Raw genomic sequence first — 17,822 nt, forward strand, 5'->3', positions numbered from 1 at the left:
CGCACCCACCCTGTTGGAGGTCCGATGCACGACAACGAGCGCAGCCCCCTCGACTCCCCCGAACCCGATGGCCGATCCCGTCGCGAGGTGCTGCGCACCGCGGGCGCCGCCGGTGCCGGACTCGGGTTCGTCGCACTGGGTTCGAGCTCGCCGGCAGGGGCCGCGGAGGCTTCCGACGCCAATGGCTCCGGGGCGGCCGAGGCCACCACCGCGGTGGCACCGGCCCGGCAGGGCGACACGATGATCGGCGTACCGTTCGAGCGGCGCTCCACGGTCCGGGTCGGCATCGTCGGCCTGGGCAATCGCGGCGGCAGCATGATCGACCTCTTCCTCGCGATGCAGGGCGTCCAGGTCGTCGCCCTGTGCGACCCGGTCAAGGAGAAGACCGCCAAGGCGGCGGCGAAGGTGACGGCGGCGGGCCAGCCCGCGCCCGCCACCTACGTCAAGGGCGACCACGACTTCGAGAACCTGTGCAAGCGCGGGGACATCGACTTCGTGTACGTGGCGACGCCGTGGGACTGGCACTTCGAGATGGCGAAGACGGCGATGCTGAACGGCAAGCACGTCGGCGTCGAGTGTCCCATCGCGCTCCAGCTGGATCAGCTGTGGGAACTGGTGAACCTCTCCGAGCGCACCCGAAGACACTGTATGCAGCTGGAGAACTGCTGCTACGGGCGCAATGAGATGCGCGTCCTGCGGATGGCCCACGCGGGCAAGTTCGGTGAGCTGCTGCACGGCGCAGGCGCCTACAACCACGACCTGCGCGGCCTCATGTTCGACCCGGACTACTACGAGGGCCCGTGGCGCCGGCTGTGGCACACGCGGCTGCGCGGCGACCTGTACCCGAACCACGGCTTCGGTCCCGTCGCGAACTACATGGACGTCAACCGCGGCGACCGCGTCACCCACATCTCCAGCTTCGGCACACCGTCCCTGGGCCTCGCCGAGTACCGCGCGGCCAACATGCCCAAGGACGACCCGAGTTGGAAGGAGTCGTACATCGAGTCGGACCGCACGATCAGCCTGGTCCAGACGGCGAAGGGCCGGGTGATCCGTCTCGAGCACGACGTCAGCACCCCGCACCCGTACTCGCGGATCAATCAACTCGGCGGAACGAAGGGTGTGTTCGAGGACTATCCGGCGCGGATCTACATCGAGCCCGACCACACGGACGACGCCTGGGGCGACTTCGCGAAGTACGCCGACTGGGACCACTGGCTGTGGAAGGAGCACGCGAACCCGCCGGGCGGGCACGGCGGTATGGACTACATCATGGTGTTCCGCCTGATGCAGACGATGCGCCTCGGGCTCGTCCCGGACTTCGACGTGTACGACGCCGCCACCTGGACCTCGCCGGTCCCGCTGAGCCACCTGTCGATCAAGGCGAAGGGCGCGCCGCAGCAGATCCCCGACTTCACGCGCGGCGGCTGGCGCAAGGCGCGTAGCGGAGTCAACTCGGAGAAGCCGAGCGAGGCCTGACGGACCTGAGCCCAGGGTGAGGGCCCGCGCGGCTCACGCCTTGAGCTCGGCCTTGTCGCCCATCACGACCACAGGGTGCTGCTTCGGGTCGAGCGTCTTGAGCAGGTACTCCATGTCGCCCTTCGACTGGCTCACGCACGCCGAGGTGCCGCTGCCGTGGTCCATGTGCAGCCAGATGCTGCCGCCCTTGGACTGGCCCTGCGGCCGGGTCGGGTCGTTGGGCGAGGTGCCCTTGGCGCGGTTGTAGTCGATGGCGATGACGTAGTCGAAGTCGTGCCAGTGCGACTTCGACCAGTAGTGCGGGGCCTGGAACGACGCGGACTGCGTGTACGGCAGCTTCGCGCCCGGGTCGGCCAGGACCCCGCCGGCGTCGCTGAGCGTGAAGACACCGACGGGGCTGCGGTTGTCGCCCTCGTGGTGGCTCGTCGTCCAGCCCTTCTTGCCGTTGTGCCCGGACCAGCCGCGCTGTTTCTTCCAGGTGTCGCCGGACTTCGTGTAGAGCGCGATGGTCGAGCCCGCCGCGTCCTTGCCGTCTCCGTACACGGCGACGACCTGCCGGGCGTTCGCCGGGATCTGCTTCTGGTAGCGGTCGCCCACTCCCGGGATGCGCTTGAGGTCCGCCGCGCGCGCCTCGGCGCCCCGGGACTCGCCGCCCGAGGAGTTCGCCCCCGTCGTCTTCTTCCCGCCGTCGCCACCGTCGGCGCCGCAGGCGGCCACCGTCGTCAGCAGGACACCGCACGCCGCCATCGCGACGCCCACCCTGATCGCACCCGCACTCCGCATGCGTTCCATGGTCGCACCACAGGTCAAAAACCGCGGAACCGACTCAGATCACGACGGTCGATCCGGTCCGATTCTTTGCCCGGCACCGGAAAACCGTTTGCCTCGGCTCGCCACGGGGCGCGAACCTTTCACGGTTTGCTGCCTTTGAGTCCGCTTCTTCGATCCACCCCGCTTCGAGCCCTGGGACGTCATGCAGATCTCCGACCTTCCGTATCCAGACCCCGGTGCGCCGGACGCACGCTCGGGCCCCCGGTTCCTGCTCTGGCTCGGCCGGAACCAGCTCGGTGGGCAGGCCAAGTCCCTCGGCTGGGGCCTGATCCACTTCGTCTCCGTCGCCGGTCTCGCGTACGGCGTCGGCTACGCGGTGCAGGCGGTCGTCGACCGCTCCGGCGCCGGTCTCGCCAAGGCCGGCGCGCTGATCGTGCTGCTCGGCATCGGCGTCGCGGTCGGCGACACGATGCTGCACCGCACGTCCGTCACGAACTGGATCACCGCCGCCGCCCGCGTCCAGCAGCTGCTGGCCCGCAAGACCGCGACGCTCGGCGCCGCCCTCACCCGGCGGGTCGCCGCGGGCGAGGTCGTCGCGGTGTCCACCGGTGACGTGGAGAAGATCGGCTGGTTCGTCGAGGCGCTCTCCCGCTTCACCGCCGCCGCGCTCACCATCGTCATCGCCGCCGTGGGGCTCCTGATCTACCAGCCCGCGCTCGGCGTCGTCGTCGCGCTCGGCATGCCGGTCCTGGCGCTCGCCGTGCTGCCCCTGCTCCCCCGCGCCACCCGGCGGGCGGACCATCAGCGGGAGAAGGCGGGCCATGCCACCGAACTGGCCTCGGACACCGTCGCGGGCCTGCGTGTGCTGCGCGGCATCGGCGGTGAGGAGCTGTTCCTCGACCGCTACCGCCGCGCCTCGCAGGACGTGCGCCGGGCCGCCGTGCGCAGCGCGCGCATGTGGGCGCTGATCTCGGCGATCCAGGTCCTCCTTCCCGGTCTGCTGACGATCGTGCTCGTCTGGTACGGCGTCGCCCTCGCGCGCGAGGGCCGGATCACCGTAGGTGAACTGGTCACCGTCTACAGCGGGGTGATGCTCCTCAATTACCCGCTGCGGCACTTCGAAGAGATCGCCATGGCGTACTCGTTCTCCCGGCCGTCCGCGCAGCGGGCGTCCAGGGTGCTTGCGCTGGAGCGCGTCACCGAACCGGAGGGCGGGCTTCGCGACGTCAAGGCGCCGACCGGCGACCTGTACGACCCGGAGACCGGTGTGCTCGCGGCCGCGGGGCGGCTCACGGCCGTGGTCTGCGGCGATCCGGATCTGGCGGGGCGTCTCGCCGACCGGCTCGGCGGGCACCCCGTTTCCGCCACCGACGACGACGCGGGCGAGTCGGGCGGGGCGGCGCCTTCCGTCCTGCTCGACGGCGTTCCGCTCGATGAGCTGCCGCTGGATGTCGCGCGGGCGGCCGTCCTCGTCCAGGACAAGGACCCGGTGCTGCTCTCCGGCACCCTCGCCGAACTCCTCGACGTACCGGCCTCCGGAGCCGTCGCACCCGACGACGCGCTGGCCGCGGCCCAGTGCTCCGACGTGCTGGACGCTCTCACCCAGGGCTCCCTGGACGAGGACCCGATGAACGCCCGCATCACCGAACGCGGCCGGTCCCTCTCCGGCGGCCAGCGCCAGCGGCTCGCGCTGGCCCGCTCGCTGGTCACCGACCCGGAGACGCTGGTGCTCGACGAGCCGACGTCCGCCGTCGACTCGCACACCGAGGTCCGGATCGCCCAGGGCGTGCGCGCGCTGCGGCGCGGCCGCACGACCGTGGTGCTGACCTCGTCCCCGCTGGTCCTCGACCGCGCCGACCGCGTGGTGTTCGTCCACGAGGGCGTGGTCGCCGCGGTCGGCGAGCACCGCGAACTGGTGCGCACCGAGCCCCGGTACCGCGCGGTCGTCACCCGCGAGACCGACGAGGAGAAGTCCTCCCCCGGCGCCGGGCCGCGGCTCGGCGAGGACGGCACGGACACCGGAGCCGGCACCGGGATCGGGACCGGCGGCTCCGGCTCCGGCATCAGCACCGATATCGAGATCGACATCGAGGAGACGGCATGATCGGCGTAGCGCCCCCGGCCTACGACCCGGCGGCCCCCACCACGGCGCACACCCTGCCGGTCGGTGCCCCGGCCACGGTCCGCGCCTATGTGCGCGAGCTGTACCAGCGCCACCGGCGCGAGTTCCTCCTGCTCATCGGCGTGAACACGGTCGCCGTCATCGCCTCGATGGCCGGCCCGTACCTGCTGGGTGGACTCATCCAGGACGTCTCCGAGAACCCGGGCGGTGTCGACTCCCTCGAAGGGCCCCAACTGGCCCGCACCATCGGCCTGTTCGCGCTCGCCCTGGTGGTCCAGGCCGTGTTCATCCGGCAGGTCCGGCTGCGCGGGGCGATGCTCGGCGAGCGGATGCTGGCGGACCTGCGGGAGGACTTCCTGGTGCGGTCCGTGGGCCTGCCGCCGGGCGTCCTGGAGCGGGCGGGCACGGGCGACCTGCTGTCCCGGATCACCACGGACATCGACCGGCTCGCGAACGCGATGCGGGAGGCCGTGCCCCAGCTGTCCATCGGTGTCGTGTGGGCGGCGCTGCTCATCGGCGGGCTCGCGGTGACCGCGCCGCCGCTGGCGCCCGCGCTGCTCATCGCGGTACCGGTCCTCGTGCTCGGCTGCCGCTGGTACTTCAAGCGGGCGCCGTCCGCGTACCGCTCGGAGGCCGCCGGGTACGCGGCCGTCGCCGCCGCGCTCGCCGAGACCGTCGACGCCGGGCGCACCATCGAGGCGCACCGGCTCGGCGACCGCCGCATCGACCTGTCGGAGCGACGCATCAAGGAGTGGACCGCCTGGGAGCGGTACACCCTCTATCTGCGCTCCGTGCTCTTCCCTGTGATCAACACCGTGCATGTCCTCGTGCTGCTGTCGGTGCTGGTGGTCGGCGGTGTCTTCGTCCTCCAGGGCTGGATCGGCGTGGGGCAGCTGACCACGAGTGCGCTCATCGCTCAGATGCTGGTGGATCCGATCGGGCTGATCCTGCGCTGGTACGACGAGCTTCAGGTCGCCCAGGTGTCGCTGGCCCGGCTCGTCGGTGTGCGGGACATCGAGCCGGACGCGGGCGATGCCTCCGTGCGGCCCGACGGCCGTGATGTGCAGGCCGACGCGGTGCACTTCGGCTACCGCGAGGGCGTGGACGTGCTGCGCAAGGTGTCCCTGGAGGTCGCGCCCGGCACGCGGCTCGCCCTGGTCGGCCCCTCGGGCGCGGGCAAGTCGACGCTCGGGCGGCTGCTCGCCGGGATCTACGCGCCGCGCACCGGGCAGGTCACGCTGGGCGGCGCGGAACTCTCCCGGATGCAGGCCGAGCGGGTCCGCTCCCATGTGGCCCTGGTCAACCAGGAGCACCACGTCTTCGTGGGCTCCCTGCGCGACAACCTCCGCCTGGCCCGCACGGGCGCCGAGGACGCGGAACTGTGGGCCGCCCTGGGCGCGGTCGACGCCGAGGGGTGGGCCGGTGGCCTCGCCGACGGACTCGACACGGAGGTCGGCTCGGGCGGGGTGGCCCTCACCCCGGCGCAGGCGCAGCAGATCGCGCTGGCCCGGCTGGTCCTGGCCGACCCGCACACGCTGGTCCTCGACGAGGCGACCTCGCTGCTCGACCCGCGTGCGGCCCGCAACCTGGAGCGCTCGCTCGGCCGGGTCCTCGACGGCCGCACGGTCGTGGCCATCGCGCACCGGCTGCACACCGCGCACGACGCGGACGTGATCGCCGTGGTCGAGGACGGCCGGATCCGTGAACTCGGCAGCCACGACGACCTGGTCGCGGCCGACGGCGCGTACGCGGCGCTGTGGCGGTCCTGGCACGGCTGACGTGCCGACGGCGGCGGTCGGGAGCCCTCTTTCGGTACGGCTCCCGACCGGCGTCGCTTCAGTAGGCGTATCGACCGGGTCGACATGGTGGGCCTGATCGACCTGGTGGACGGCACGGGTCGGGTCTGGCCGTCCGCCGACCTCGACCTGGGCGGCTGAGGCCCGCCCAGCGCGAGGGCGGCCCTCGGTCAGATGAAGTTCAGTGCGGCCGCGCAGCCCACGCCGCCGGCCAGCATGAACACCGGCATGAGCACCTTCAGCTCGATCCAGCTGCCGGCCCGGAACCGCATCGGCTTCGGCGGTCCGAGCGGGTACCAGCGCTTGCGGCCGATCGGGATGGGCCACAGGATCGGGCAGCCCGAGACGGTGAGCGCGTCCCCGATGTCGTGCACCAGCGCGCCGAGCACGATCGGCAGGCCCAGCCACAGGTACTCCTGGCCGGGGTCCGTGAACAGCCAGTCCGAGCCGTTGCCGGCCTTGTCCAGGATGCCCGCGAGGATCCACGCGCTGGTCGCCGCGAGCAGCCACACGAGGAGGTCGCTGCTGTGACCGCGGGCCGCCCGCCACAGCAGGCCCTCGATGGCGAGCACCATGTGCACGAAGAGGATCCCGAGGACGGCCCAGCGGCCGCCGAAGATCGCCAGGGCCGAGGCGCCCGCCCCTATGAGGACCGCCCAGACCCACGTGTGGGTGAGCGTGCGGTGACCGCCCGAGCGCCGGGGGTCGCCCTGCATCCGGGTCCCCTTGTAGACGGCGTACGAGAGTTTGTCGACGATCTCGCACAGGCCCCGGGAGATGGGTCCGAAGGCGCCCGAGATGGTCGCCGACTTGTGGTCGAGGTCCGGGGCGAGTGCGGCGCCCGCGCAGATCAGCGCTCCGACGAGGAGGACCGGCCACGGCATCGGGTACCCGGCCGCCGTCGTCGCCGCCCCCACCCCCAGCCAGGCCGCCGCTCCTGACAGCGAGTGTGCCGGTCCCATCATGGCTGTGTTCCGCCCCTGTTTCCGTTGTGCCGGCCGCGCGCGATGTACCGACATGTCGCTTGTTGCTGCGCCGAGTTGCCCCGTGAGGGCCGCGCGCGTGCTGACGCCCCGTCGGCGACCCAGCGTAGCCTTCGTGATCTTCGCTCCGACATCCGATTGCCGGATCGAGCCGGAAGGCAGGCAAGATGGTGCTGTGACCCTTATCGATCAGCTCCCGAAGACCGCCGACCCGGACGCCCTCTACGACGCCTTCGAGTCGTGGTCCGAGGAGCGTGGGCTCACCCTCTATCCCCACCAGGAGGAGGCGCTGATCGAGGTGGTGTCGGGCGCGAACGTGATCGTTTCGACGCCCACCGGGTCCGGCAAGTCCATGATCGCCGCCGGTGCGCACTTCGCGGCGCTTGCGCGGGACGAGGTCACCTTCTACACGGCGCCGATCAAGGCGCTGGTGTCCGAGAAGTTCTTCGAGCTGTGCAAGCTCTTCGGCACGGAGAACGTCGGCATGCTGACCGGCGACGCCTCCGTGAACGCGGACGCGCCCGTCATCTGCTGCACCGCCGAGGTCCTCGCGTCCATCGCGCTGCGCGACGGCGCGCAGGCCGACATCGGCCAGGTCGTGATGGACGAGTTCCACTTCTACGCGGAGGGGGACCGCGGCTGGGCCTGGCAGATTCCGCTGCTCGAGCTGCCGCAGGCGCAGTTCATCCTGATGTCGGCGACGCTCGGCGACGTCTCCATGTTCGAGAAGGACCTCACGCGCCGCACCGGCAGGACCACGTCGGTGGTCCGCTCGGCCACGCGCCCCGTACCGCTCTCGTACGAGTACCGGCTCACGCCGCTCACGGAGACGCTGACGGAGCTCCTGGAGACGAAGCAGGCGCCCGTCTACATCGTGCACTTCACGCAGGCGCAGGCCGTCGAGCGCGCGCAGGCGCTGATGAGCATCAACATGTGCACGCGCGCGGAGAAGGACCAGATCGCCGAGCTGATCGGCAACTTCCGGTTCACCACCAAGTTCGGCCGCAACCTTTCCCGTTACGTACGCCACGGCATCGGTGTGCACCACGCCGGCATGCTGCCGAAGTACCGCCGCCTGGTGGAAAAGCTCGCCCAGGCGGGCCTGTTGAAGGTCATCTGCGGCACCGACACCCTGGGCGTCGGTGTCAACGTGCCCATCCGCACGGTGCTGTTCACCGCCCTCACCAAGTACGACGGCACGCGCGTGCGGACGCTGCGCGCGCGGGAGTTCCACCAGATCGCGGGCCGCGCGGGTCGCGCCGGGTTCGACACGGCGGGCTTCGTCGTGGCGCAGGCGCCCGAGCACGTCATCGAGAACGAGAAGGCGCTCAACAAGGCCGGCGACGACCCCAAGAAGCGCCGCAAGGTGGTCCGCAAGAAGGCCCCTGAGGGCTTCGTCGCCTGGACGGAGAGCACCTTCGAGAAGCTGATCGGCTCCGATCCGGAGCCGCTCACCTCGCGCTTCCGTGTCACGCACACGATGCTCCTGTCGGTCATCGCCCGCCCGGGCAACGCCTTCGACGCGATGCGGCACCTCCTCGAGGACAACCACGAGCCGCGCAAGGCGCAGCTGCGGCACATCCGCCGGGCCATCGCGATCTACCGCTCGCTCCTGGACGGCGGCATCGTCGAGAAGCTGGACACGCCGGATCCGAGCGGCCGCATCGTGCGCCTCACCGTCGACCTGCAGCAGGACTTCGCGCTCAACCAGCCGCTGTCGACGTTCGCCCTCGCCGCGTTCGACCTGCTCGACCAGGAGTCGCCCTCGTACGCCCTCGACATGGTCTCCGTCGTGGAGTCCACGCTCGACGACCCGCGGCAGATCCTGCACGCCCAGCAGAACAAGGCGCGCGGCGAGGCCGTCGGCCAGATGAAGGCGGACGGGGTCGAGTACGAGGACCGGATGGAGCGCCTCCAGGACATCTCGTACCCGAAGCCCTTGGAGGAGCTGCTCTTCCACGCCTACGACACGTACCGGCAGAGCCACCCGTGGGTCGGTGACCACCCGCTGTCCCCGAAGTCCGTGATCCGCGACATGTACGAACGCGCCATGTCCTTCACGGAGTTCGTGTCCTACTACGAGCTGGCCCGCACCGAGGGCATCGTTCTGCGCTACCTGGCGAGCGCGTACAAGACGCTCGACCACACGGTGCCCGACGACCTGAAGTCGGAGGACCTGGAGGACCTGATCGCCTGGCTCGGCGAAATGGTGCGCCAGGTCGACTCCAGCCTCCTGGACGAGTGGGAGCAGCTCGCCAACCCGGGTGAGATGACCGCCGAGGAGGCCCAGGAGAAGGCCGACCAGGTCAAGCCGGTCACGACGAACGCGCGCGCCTTCCGGGTCCTCGTCCGCAACGCCATGTTCCGCCGCGTCGAACTCGCGGCGCTCGACAACGTCGAGGAACTCGGCGAGATGGACGGCGACTCGGGCTGGGACGCGGACGCCTGGGGCGACGCGATGGACAAGTACTGGGACGAGTACGAGGACCTCGGTACCGGCCCCGACGCGCGCGGCCCCAAGCTGCTCATGATCGAGGAGGATCCGGAGCACGGGCTGTGGAAGGTGCGCCAGACCTTCGCGGACCCGAACGGCGACCACGACTGGGGCATCAGCGCCGAGGTCGACCTCGCGGCATCCGACGCCGAGGGCCGTGCCGTCGTCCGGGTCACGGACGTCGGTCAGTTGTAATTCCAAGGACGGCCGGACGGTAGATTCCGGCCGCGCCCCTGCGCCGGGCCCCTCCGGCCGCACACACGAAAGAGATCCACCCATGACGAATCCTGCGGAGAAGCTCGTCGACCTGCTCGACCTGGAGCAGATCGAGGTCAACATCTTCCGCGGACTCAGCCCGGACGAGTCCCTCCAGCGCGTCTTCGGCGGGCAGGTCGCGGGCCAGGCCCTGGTGGCGGCGGGACGCACCACCGAGGGCGACCGTCCCGTGCACTCGCTGCACGCGTACTTCATCCGCCCCGGCCGCCCCGGCGTGCCGATCGTGTACCAGGTCGAGCGGATGCGCGACGGGCGCTCGTTCACCACGCGGCGCGTCACCGCCGTGCAGCAAGGCCGCACGATCTTCAATCTCACCGCCTCCTTCCACAAGCCCGAAGAGGGTGCCTTCGAGCACCAGTTGCCGCCGGCCCGGCAGGTGCCGGACCCGGATTCGCTGCCGACGATCGCCGACGAGGTGCGGGGTCATCTGGGCGCGCTGCCCGACGCCCTGGAGCGGATGGCCCGCCGGCAGCCCTTCGACATCCGCTACGTCGACCGGCTGCGCTGGTCGCCCGAGGACATCGAGGCGGCCGAGCCGCGCAGCGCGGTGTGGATGCGTGCCGTGGGCCCCCTCGGCGACGATCCGCTCGTGCACACGTGCGCGCTCACCTACGCGAGCGACATGACGCTGCTCGACGCCGTGCGGCTGCCGGTCGAGCCGCTGTGGGGGCCGCGCGGCTTCGATATGGCCTCGCTCGACCACGCCATGTGGTTCCACCGTCCTTTCCGTGCCGATGAGTGGTTCCTGTACGACCAGGAGTCGCCGATCGCGACGGGCGGCCGTGGCCTCGCCCGTGGCCGCATCTACGACACGGAGGGGCGTTTGCTCGTCTCCGTGGTCCAAGAGGGGCTGTTCCGCAAGCTCGAGGGCTGACCGGGCGCGAGGCCGGTGGCCCGCGCAGGGCGAGCGAACCGGCGGGGGCCGCGCGGCGGTTCAGGCTCCTCTTCCGACGAGGCGGGCCCACAGGCTCCGCGGCCGCACCTCCGCAGGCTCGGCGACGGGCTGCGGCGGGGCCTGCGGCAGCGCCGCCGCGGGCTCCATGTGCGCGACGGGCCGCGGTGCGGGGCGCCGCCTCCGGGCCTCCTCCAGGTTGAGCAGCAGGGTTCCGCGCAGCCAGCTGATCTCGTCCGGGTCGTCGGCGGTCACGATGCGCTGGACGATCGCGGCGTTGGGCGACTCCGGTGCGCCGTACCAGAACTCGTCGGGCCGCAGCCGCTGCAGATGGGCCCGCTCGTAGGGGCTCACGACGAGTTCCGCGAGCTGCGTCGGGTCCAGGAGCGTGGCGACCGCCGCCGCCCGGTCCCACGGACCGTCGGCCTGCCCGAGCAAGTACCCGGCGTGCCTGGCCCGCCAGTTCTTCGGCCGCAGATCCGCGCCGTCCTGCAGCCTGGCGCGCACCCGGTCGGGCGCCCGCCCCGTCAGGAGCGGCCCATTGACCTCTGCCGCCGCGAACTCCCGTAGTTCCTGGGCGAGATACAGCCACACCACCGTGCGGTACCGGTTGACGTAAAATTTCGCGGGCGTCAGCATCCCGGCGCGGGCCAGCCTCGTGAAGCGGGACGACGGGATGTCCATGAGCCCGGCACCCTCCGCCGTGCCCACGACCTTGACCTGCTCGAGCAGGGTGTCCGGGAACCCTTCGGCCTCACGGATGCGGACGATCTCCTCGCGCGGGACACGGCGTCGGCCGCCGCCCGGCGCCGGGACGGTACGGATACGGCCCAGCCGGACGGCGAGGTCCAACTCGCCGCGTTTCAGCCCCAGTTCCCGCGCCGCGCTGCTTTGAGGCCTGGTCATGATGTCGCCTTGCACGATGGTTCTCCCCCGTCTGCGAATCAGACGCGGTCACTCTCCGTGACCACTTGAGAAAACCGTAGCTCGGATCGACCAGGCCCGTGCGAGCCTGTGGATAACCCTTCCGAGCCTTGTATCGCCGCAGGTCAGAGGTCTGCGAGCGGGCCTCGCTCCGGATTGCGCGCACCGACGGTGAGATGTTCGCCGACGCGGTGCACCAGCAGCGTCATCTCGTACGCGACCTGCCCGATGTCTGCCTCGGCCGCGCTGAGCACGCACAGGCAGCTGCCCTGGCCCGCCGCGGTGACGAACAGCACCGCGTCGTCGAACTCGACCATGGTCTGGCGCACTCCGCCGGTGCCGAAGTATCTTCCGGATCCCTTGGCGAGGCTGTGCAGTCCGGACGAGACCGCGGCGAGGTGCTCGGCGTCCTCGCGGCGCAGGCCCGTGCTCGCCCCCGTCACCAGGCCGTCGTTGGACAGGACCAGAGCGTGCCGCACGTGTTCGACGCGCTGCGTCAGGTCGTCCAGCAGCCAACCGAGTCCTTCGTACTGCTGCCCCATGATCCCCTGTCCCCGCTTCCCTGTGGCTCCCCGCCCCGGAGGGGATCCGCTCCCCTGGCCGGAGGATTCACTCGCAAGCCTTCCCCACGGTGGGCATCCGGGCAAGGAGGATGGGCGCATGGCACACAAGATGACCGATGAGGAATGGAAGGCCTTCGTCTCCGAAGGCACTCACACCGCCAAGCTGTCCACCGTGCGGGCCGACGGCAGCCCGCACATCGCGCCCGTCTGGTTCGTTGTCGACGGCGACGACATCGTGTTCAACACCGGCAAGGACACCGTCAAGGGGCGCAACCTGGCCCGGGACGGGCGGGTCGCCCTCTGCATCGACGACGAGCGGCCCCCGTTCTCGTTCGTGTCGATCCAGGGCCGCGCCGAACTCAGCGAGGACCCGGACGAGTTGCTGGATTCGGCCACCAGGATCGGCGGCCGGTACATGGGCGCCGACCGCGCCGAGGAGTTCGGCCGGCGCAACGCGGTGCCGGGTGAACTCGTCGTCCGCGTACGGGTCGAGAAGGTCGTGGCGCTGGGCGACATGACCGGCTGAGCCGGCCGGTCACCCGCGTCAGCCCACGGAGTCGAGCAGCCGGGCGGAGTGCATGCGCCCGGCGTACTCGACCAGTCTGATCAGCACCTCCTTCCCCGAGTCACGGTCGCGCGCGTCGCACAGCACCACGGGTGTCCCGCGGTCGAGGTCCAGGGCGCGGGCCACTTCGTGCGCCCCGAATGCCCTGCTGTCCGCGAAGCAGTTCACCGCCACGACGAACGGAATGTGCCGGTGCTCGAAGTAGTCCACGGCGGGGAAACAGTCCTCCAGCCGCCGGGTGTCCGCGAGGACCACGGCGCCGAGCGAGCCCTGCGAGAGCTCGTCCCACAGGAACCAGAAGCGGTCCTGCCCCGGCGTGCCGAACAGGTAGAGCGACAGACCGGATCTGATGGTGATGCGGCCGAAGTCCATGGCGACGGTCGTGGTCGTCTTGCGTTCGACCGCCCCGGTGTCGTCCACGTGCTGGCCCGCTTCGCTCAGGCGTTCCTCGGTGCGCAGCGGCCTGATCTCGCTGACCGCGCCGACCAGGGTGGTCTTGCCCACCCCGAATCCGCCCGCGACCAGTATCTTCAGGGCCAGTGCGGTGGTGGTGCCTTCGGCTGTGGTGTCAGAGTGCTCTGAGTCCATCGATGACTTCTCTCAGGATCTTCTCGTCAGGTAGCTGTGCGGGCGGCACCGGCCTGCTGACCTTCACGCAGGCCAGTTCGATCAGGTCGCCGAGGAGCACACGGACCACGCCCACGGGTACGTCGGTGCCCGCGGCCAGTTCGGCGACCGTCTGGGTCTCCGTGCGGCACAGCTCGATGATCGACCGGTGCTCGGGACCGAGGGCGGTGTCGTCGTGGGTGCCGGGTGCCCCGGTGTCGAGCGACACCAGGGCGATCAGGTCGAAGTGCGCTCCCTGGGGCCCCGGCGCGGTCCGTCCACCGGTCATCGCGTAGGGGCGGACCAGGGGCCCGGCCTCTTGGTCGAACCACTGGCTGCCGGGGTCGTTGTCGTTCATGTCGTCGACCGTGCCCGTCAACCCGCGGTGGGCGTCTGCCCGGCGGCCCTCGGGGCCGTGTAGAGGTGTTCGCCGACCCTCCGGACCAGGCGCGCCATCTCGTAGGCGACGAGCCCGATATCGGCGGTCCCGGTGCTCAGGACGGCGAGGCAGGAACCGTCGCCCGCGGCCGCCACGAAGAGGAAACCTTCATCCATCTCGACCATGGTCTGCCGCACCCCGCCCGCGCCGAAGTGCCGCCCTGTGCCCTTGGCGAGGCTGTTGAAGCCGGAGGCGACGGCCGAGAGATGTTCGGCGTCCTCCCTGCGCAGGCCGCTGGAGGAGCCGACGGCGAGCCCGTCGTTGGAGAGGATCACGGCATGCCGCAGTTCGGGCACTCGCAGCACCAAGTCATCAAGGAGCCAGTCGAGTTCGCCGGCACCGTGAGCCGTCCCCGTGGTGCTCGGTTCCTTGATCATGCGGGATCTCCTTCATGGGTGTCGGGGCCGGGCGGTCGGCCACCGCCTCTGGCCCAGCCGTCCCGGAAGGAGGCCATCCGGGCCCGGACCTGTTCGGGGGTGCGCTCGTTCGGTGCGGGTACGCGCGCGGGGGACGTCTGTTCGGTCGGCCGCTCGCGCAGTTGGGGCGCGAGGCTGGCCTGGCGTACGCGGCGTGGGAGGCCGTCGGTGGGTGGGTCCGTCTCGTCCCCGGGGTGTTCGGGGGGCGCGGGCTCCGGTGAGGTGCGCAGGCGCAGCGCGGTGACGCCTGGTGGGTGCCGGGGGATCTCGGGCTCCGTCGAGGGGGCGAGCGCCGGGCGGGGCGCCGGCGCGGGGACGGGGTGGCTGTCGTTCATCGGCCCCGCTTCGGGCTCGGGCACGCGCGCGTAGCGGCGCTCTTCCTGGGACAGTTGGTGCGCTTCATGGGCGCTCGGCCCGATCTCGCCGTCCTTGTGCAGCAAGGGGGTGGGCAGGAGGACGACGGCGGTGGTGCCTCCGTACGGGGACGTACGCAGGTGCACTTTGATGTCGTGGCGTTTGGCGAGCCTGCTGACCACGAAGAGGCCGAGCTGGTCGCTGTCGAACAGGTCGAGGGCCTCCGAGTGCCCGATGCGCTGGTTGGCCTCTTCGAGGCTCTCCTTGCCCATGCCGAGGCCGCGGTCCTCGATCTCGATCGCGTACCCGTTGCCGACGGGCTCGCCGCTGATGCGCACCTTGGTGTGCGGGGGCGAGAACTGCGCGGCGTTCTCGACGAGTTCGGCCACGAGGTGGGTGAGGTCGGCGACGGCTGCACCGGAGACCTGGGCGGCGGACAAGTGGCGCACCTCCACGCGCGCGTAGTCCTCGATCTCGGAGACCGCGGCCCGCACGACGTTCGTCAGCGGTACGGGCTGTCGCCAGGCGCGGCCGGGCGCGGCTCCGGAGAGGATGATCAGGCTCTCCGCGTGGCGGCGCATCCGTGTGGTGAGGTGGTCGAGCCGGAACAGGTCGCTGAGTTCGCTCGGGTCGTCGGCGCGGCGCTCCATGCCGTCCAGGAGGCCGAGTTGACGGTGGACGAGGACCTGGCTGCGACGGGCGAGGTTGACGAAGACCCCGGAGATGCCACTGGCGAGTTCGGCGCGCTCCACGGCGGCGTACAGGGCCGCGCGGTGCACCGTGGTGAGCGCCTCGGACACCTGACCGGTCTCGTCCTCCGCGGGTGGCCCCTGGGGGGCTTCGGCCGCCACGTCGATCTCCTCGCCGGCCCGCAACCTGCGCATGGTGTCGGGCAGTTTGCGGCGGGCGATCTCCAACGCGGTGTTGCGCAGGCTGACCAGTTCGACGACGAGGCCGCGGCCGATGCGCACGGAGATCACCAGCGAGGCCGCCACGGCGAAGAGGCCGAGCAGGACGGCGCCTCCCGCCGGGGTGAGCAGTCCGCGGGTGAGCGGGTCCGCGCGGACGGCTGCGCCGCGTGCGGCGTCCGTCTCGATGGCGCGCATGCGGTCCTGCACGGTCGCGTACGCCGTGTTCCAGTCGTCGGCGGAGGCGGCGGCGAGCGCCTTCCCGCCCGGTTCCGCGATGAGGGTGCGGTCCTCGACGGCGCGTACGTCTCCGTAGGCGCGGCTCGCCGAGAGGCGCTTCCAGGCGGCACGTTCGGGCCCGCGCAGGTCGCTCGCGGCCGTCCCGATCAGGTTCCCGCGGGTCCCTACCGCCCCGGTGAACAGCCGCAGCCGCTCGCCATCCAGGGAACCGGCCAGGCGTGCGCCGACGAGCACCGCGTTCTCCCGGGCGAGCATCTCGCCGGAGCGGCCGAACTCCAGGAGTACACGCGCGTCGGAGCCGAGTTCGGAGTCCTGGATGCCGGTGAGCGCACCGCTGACCGCGAAGGCACTGTCGACGGTCCTGGTGTACTGCCCGTATGCGTCGTCCCAGCCGGTGCGCCGCTCCTGTACCGCCTTGCGCACGCTTCGTAGGTGCTCGACGCCGCCGACGAACGAGTCCAGTCGTCCGACCACCGCGCGCGGGAGGTCGGCTCCGTCCGCGACCGTGCCGTCCTTGCCGATGCGCAGGGCGGAAACGGTGCGGTCGGTGGTGGCGGCACGCCGTGTGAGGGCATCGCCGCGGCCGGCGGTGGGTTCGGTGGCGTAGGCGACGGCCGCGGTGCGTTCGGCCTGCAGGGCGGCGACAGCCGCGCCCACGGGGGTGCGCACCGTCTCGTCGACCCGCTGCAACTGCCGTAGCCGTGCGACGTCCTGGGCGGTGCTCACGGTGGCGAAGGCCCACAGGGCGAGCAGCGAGACGACGGGCACCATCAGGAGGCAGATGATCTTCGCCCGGACCGTACGCGGACGCAGATGCATGGCTTCCCCGCGCGCGGGGGACGCGCTGCGGGGCTCCGGCTCCACCAGGACGTCTTCGTCGGCGGGCAGCCCGGCGTGCGCACGCCGTCCGCGCGCGGGGGCCGAAGTCTCGTGCGGAGGGCCGGAGCTGGGGGTGCTGCGGGGCGGGCGCATGGCCTCCTCGATCGGGGTCGGGGCACCATTCGCGCTCCTGGTGCCGGGGCGGTGGCGGTGCGGGGGCGGATGCGGTCAGGGGGTCTGGTGCTCCAGCGGGCGCTGCGCCGACGTGGAGGCCTCCCTCTCGTCCGCGGTCGGGGACAGCGCGACGAACGCCGAGGTCAGGAAGAGGTAGGAGCCGAGCCCCACGGCCAGCGGGAAGATGAACTGCATCGCCGTGGCACCGGCGAGTTCCGCCGTGGAGGGGGTCACCCGCACGCTGACCGCCATCATTCCGGTGTAGTGCATGCTGCTCACGGCGCCGCCCATGACGAGGGAGGCGACCGCGACGGCGCCCGGTGACTTGATGTTGAGGGCGGCCCACAGCGCGGCGGTCGCCGCGACGACGGCGATCACCACGGAGAGGGCGACCAGCAGCGGGTCGTAGCCGACCTTCCCGTGCAGGCGCAGGGCCGCCATCCCCAGGTAGTGCATGCTGGCCACGCCGATGCCCGTGGTGAGGCCGCCCAGGACCAGCGCGCGCCCGCGCTCGTGGTGATGGCCGACGGCGAAGACGCCGACACCGACGACGGTCACGGCGACGAGCAGGCTGAGGATGGTCAGCGGGACGTTGTAGCGGATCTCGGTGCCGGTGACGGTGAATCCGAGCATCGCCACGAAGTGCATGGTCCAGATGCCGGTGCCGATGGCGGAGGCGGCGGTGAGCAGCCAGTTGCGCCGCGCGCTCCCCGTGGTGTTCAGGGCGCGTACGGTGCAGCGCAGTCCGAGCGCGGCGCCGATGCAGGCCATCGCGTACGACAGCACGGGGGTAAGCCAGCCGAAGGTGGCGTGGTCCAGGTGTCCCATGGGTCAGGGACGGTATGCCGGTGGGGGCGTACAGCAGGGGCGCAGTTCGAAAGGTTTTGGAATACGGAGGAGATACGGTTCGGAACGGTCGCCGGAGAGTCGAACATGCGCACCGCACGTGCATGCGATGTCTTCGCCGAAGAACGGGACCTTTCGATCCTGCGTCCCCCACT

Annotated in this window: 15 protein-coding genes; 6 read left to right on the top strand and 9 right to left on the bottom strand. The window is 71.1% G+C overall.

The genetic code is table 11. From position 1 onward, the window contains the following. The first annotated feature begins 24 nt into the window (after nt 1-24). Entirely contained in the window at nt 25-1,479 is a 1,455-nt protein-coding gene (locus ACYSUO_RS09440) for a Gfo/Idh/MocA family protein (protein WP_461775605.1), read from the top strand. Nucleotides 1,480-1,512: 33 nt separating this feature from the next. Here the strand turns inward: ACYSUO_RS09440 and ACYSUO_RS09445 are convergent, their stop codons facing one another. Beyond that, complete coding sequence (locus ACYSUO_RS09445) at nt 1,513-2,262, bottom strand: L,D-transpeptidase family protein (protein WP_461775606.1); 750 nt, start codon at nt 2,260-2,262, stop codon at nt 1,513-1,515. Nucleotides 2,263-2,452: 190 nt separating this feature from the next. On the opposite strand from ACYSUO_RS09445, the gene ACYSUO_RS09450 reads away from it, so the two are divergent. Continuing rightward, the gene (locus tag ACYSUO_RS09450) at nt 2,453-4,354 is read left to right on the top strand and encodes an ABC transporter transmembrane domain-containing protein (RefSeq protein WP_461775607.1); all 1,902 of its coding nucleotides are present in this window, start codon (nt 2,453-2,455) and stop codon (nt 4,352-4,354) included. Continuing rightward, nucleotides 4,351-6,150, top strand: a complete 1,800-nt coding sequence (locus ACYSUO_RS09455) for an ABC transporter ATP-binding protein (protein WP_426905227.1) — start codon at nt 4,351-4,353, stop codon at nt 6,148-6,150. The genes ACYSUO_RS09450 and ACYSUO_RS09455 overlap by 4 nt, the downstream gene beginning before the upstream one ends. Nucleotides 6,151-6,338: 188 nt before the next feature. Here the strand turns inward: ACYSUO_RS09455 and ACYSUO_RS09460 are convergent, their stop codons facing one another. After that, nucleotides 6,339-7,133 (bottom strand): metal-dependent hydrolase, encoded by a 795-nt coding sequence (locus ACYSUO_RS09460; RefSeq protein ID WP_461775608.1) that lies wholly within the window; start codon nt 7,131-7,133, stop codon nt 6,339-6,341. A gap of 52 nt (nt 7,134-7,185) precedes the next feature. On the opposite strand from ACYSUO_RS09460, the gene ACYSUO_RS09465 reads away from it, so the two are divergent. Further along, nucleotides 7,186-9,840 carry a DEAD/DEAH box helicase gene (locus ACYSUO_RS09465; protein WP_461775609.1) on the top strand — a complete coding sequence of 885 codons (2,655 nt, stop codon included), beginning with the start codon at nt 7,186-7,188 and terminating at the stop codon, nt 9,838-9,840. Nucleotides 9,841-9,922: 82 nt separating this feature from the next. Further along, a complete protein-coding gene (locus ACYSUO_RS09470; protein WP_422405858.1) occupies nt 9,923-10,795 on the top strand; it encodes an acyl-CoA thioesterase in 873 nt (290 codons plus the stop codon). Between the two features lie 60 nt (nt 10,796-10,855). Here the strand turns inward: ACYSUO_RS09470 and ACYSUO_RS09475 are convergent, their stop codons facing one another. Both ACYSUO_RS09475 and ACYSUO_RS09480 read right to left on the bottom strand, forming a co-directional pair. Continuing rightward, nucleotides 10,856-11,719, bottom strand: coding sequence for a DUF6397 family protein (locus ACYSUO_RS09475; RefSeq protein WP_461775610.1), 864 nt, complete (start codon nt 11,717-11,719; stop codon nt 10,856-10,858). Nucleotides 11,720-11,862: 143 nt separating this feature from the next. Further along, entirely contained in the window at nt 11,863-12,279 is a 417-nt protein-coding gene (locus tag ACYSUO_RS09480) for a roadblock/LC7 domain-containing protein (RefSeq protein ID WP_461775611.1), read from the bottom strand. 118 nt (nt 12,280-12,397) lie between these two features. Between ACYSUO_RS09480 and ACYSUO_RS09485 the strand changes: the two genes are divergently transcribed. Next, nucleotides 12,398-12,826, top strand: coding sequence for a PPOX class F420-dependent oxidoreductase (locus ACYSUO_RS09485; RefSeq protein WP_461775612.1), 429 nt, complete (start codon nt 12,398-12,400; stop codon nt 12,824-12,826). Between the two features lie 18 nt (nt 12,827-12,844). Here the strand turns inward: ACYSUO_RS09485 and ACYSUO_RS09490 are convergent, their stop codons facing one another. The 5 genes from ACYSUO_RS09490 to ACYSUO_RS09510 form a co-directional block, all read right to left on the bottom strand. Further along, on the bottom strand, nt 12,845-13,453 hold the full coding sequence (locus ACYSUO_RS09490) for a GTP-binding protein (RefSeq protein WP_461775613.1): 609 nt from the start codon (nt 13,451-13,453) through the stop codon (nt 12,845-12,847). Next, nucleotides 13,434-13,829, bottom strand: a complete 396-nt coding sequence (locus tag ACYSUO_RS09495) for a DUF742 domain-containing protein (protein WP_461775614.1) — start codon at nt 13,827-13,829, stop codon at nt 13,434-13,436. The genes ACYSUO_RS09490 and ACYSUO_RS09495 overlap by 20 nt, the downstream gene beginning before the upstream one ends. Nucleotides 13,830-13,846: 17 nt before the next feature. Further along, complete coding sequence (locus ACYSUO_RS09500; RefSeq protein ID WP_461775615.1) at nt 13,847-14,287, bottom strand: roadblock/LC7 domain-containing protein; 441 nt, start codon at nt 14,285-14,287, stop codon at nt 13,847-13,849. After that, nucleotides 14,284-16,800: a sensor histidine kinase gene (locus ACYSUO_RS09505; RefSeq protein ID WP_461775616.1), complete on the bottom strand. Its 2,517-nt coding sequence runs from the start codon at nt 16,798-16,800 to the stop codon at nt 14,284-14,286. Before ACYSUO_RS09505 ends, ACYSUO_RS09500 begins: the two co-directional genes overlap by 4 nt. A gap of 75 nt (nt 16,801-16,875) precedes the next feature. Beyond that, a complete protein-coding gene (locus ACYSUO_RS09510) occupies nt 16,876-17,649 on the bottom strand; it encodes an MHYT domain-containing protein (protein WP_461775617.1) in 774 nt (257 codons plus the stop codon). Nucleotides 17,650-17,822 lie beyond the last annotated feature (173 nt).

The sequence above is a fragment of the Streptomyces sp. UC4497 genome (assembly GCF_054871485.1).

Bases quoted from the DNA above. Each gene is read 5' to 3' on its own strand.
- ACYSUO_RS09440 (WP_461775605.1), top strand. From the start codon at position 25: ATGCACGACAACGAGCGCAGCCCCCTCGACTCCCCCGAACCCGATGGC.
- ACYSUO_RS09445 (WP_461775606.1), bottom strand. From the start codon at position 2,262: ATGCGGAGTGCGGGTGCGATCAGGGTGGGCGTCGCGATGGCGGCGTGC.
- ACYSUO_RS09450 (WP_461775607.1), top strand. From the start codon at position 2,453: ATGCAGATCTCCGACCTTCCGTATCCAGACCCCGGTGCGCCGGACGCA.
- ACYSUO_RS09455 (WP_426905227.1), top strand. From the start codon at position 4,351: ATGATCGGCGTAGCGCCCCCGGCCTACGACCCGGCGGCCCCCACCACG.
- ACYSUO_RS09460 (WP_461775608.1), bottom strand. From the start codon at position 7,133: ATGATGGGACCGGCACACTCGCTGTCAGGAGCGGCGGCCTGGCTGGGG.
- ACYSUO_RS09465 (WP_461775609.1), top strand. From the start codon at position 7,186: ATGTCGCTTGTTGCTGCGCCGAGTTGCCCCGTGAGGGCCGCGCGCGTG.
- ACYSUO_RS09470 (WP_422405858.1), top strand. From the start codon at position 9,923: ATGACGAATCCTGCGGAGAAGCTCGTCGACCTGCTCGACCTGGAGCAG.
- ACYSUO_RS09475 (WP_461775610.1), bottom strand. From the start codon at position 11,719: ATGACCAGGCCTCAAAGCAGCGCGGCGCGGGAACTGGGGCTGAAACGC.
- ACYSUO_RS09480 (WP_461775611.1), bottom strand. From the start codon at position 12,279: ATGGGGCAGCAGTACGAAGGACTCGGTTGGCTGCTGGACGACCTGACG.
- ACYSUO_RS09485 (WP_461775612.1), top strand. From the start codon at position 12,398: ATGGCACACAAGATGACCGATGAGGAATGGAAGGCCTTCGTCTCCGAA.
- ACYSUO_RS09490 (WP_461775613.1), bottom strand. From the start codon at position 13,453: ATGGACTCAGAGCACTCTGACACCACAGCCGAAGGCACCACCACCGCA.
- ACYSUO_RS09495 (WP_461775614.1), bottom strand. From the start codon at position 13,829: ATGAACGACAACGACCCCGGCAGCCAGTGGTTCGACCAAGAGGCCGGG.
- ACYSUO_RS09500 (WP_461775615.1), bottom strand. From the start codon at position 14,287: ATGATCAAGGAACCGAGCACCACGGGGACGGCTCACGGTGCCGGCGAA.
- ACYSUO_RS09505 (WP_461775616.1), bottom strand. From the start codon at position 16,800: ATGCGCCCGCCCCGCAGCACCCCCAGCTCCGGCCCTCCGCACGAGACT.
- ACYSUO_RS09510 (WP_461775617.1), bottom strand. From the start codon at position 17,649: ATGGGACACCTGGACCACGCCACCTTCGGCTGGCTTACCCCCGTGCTG.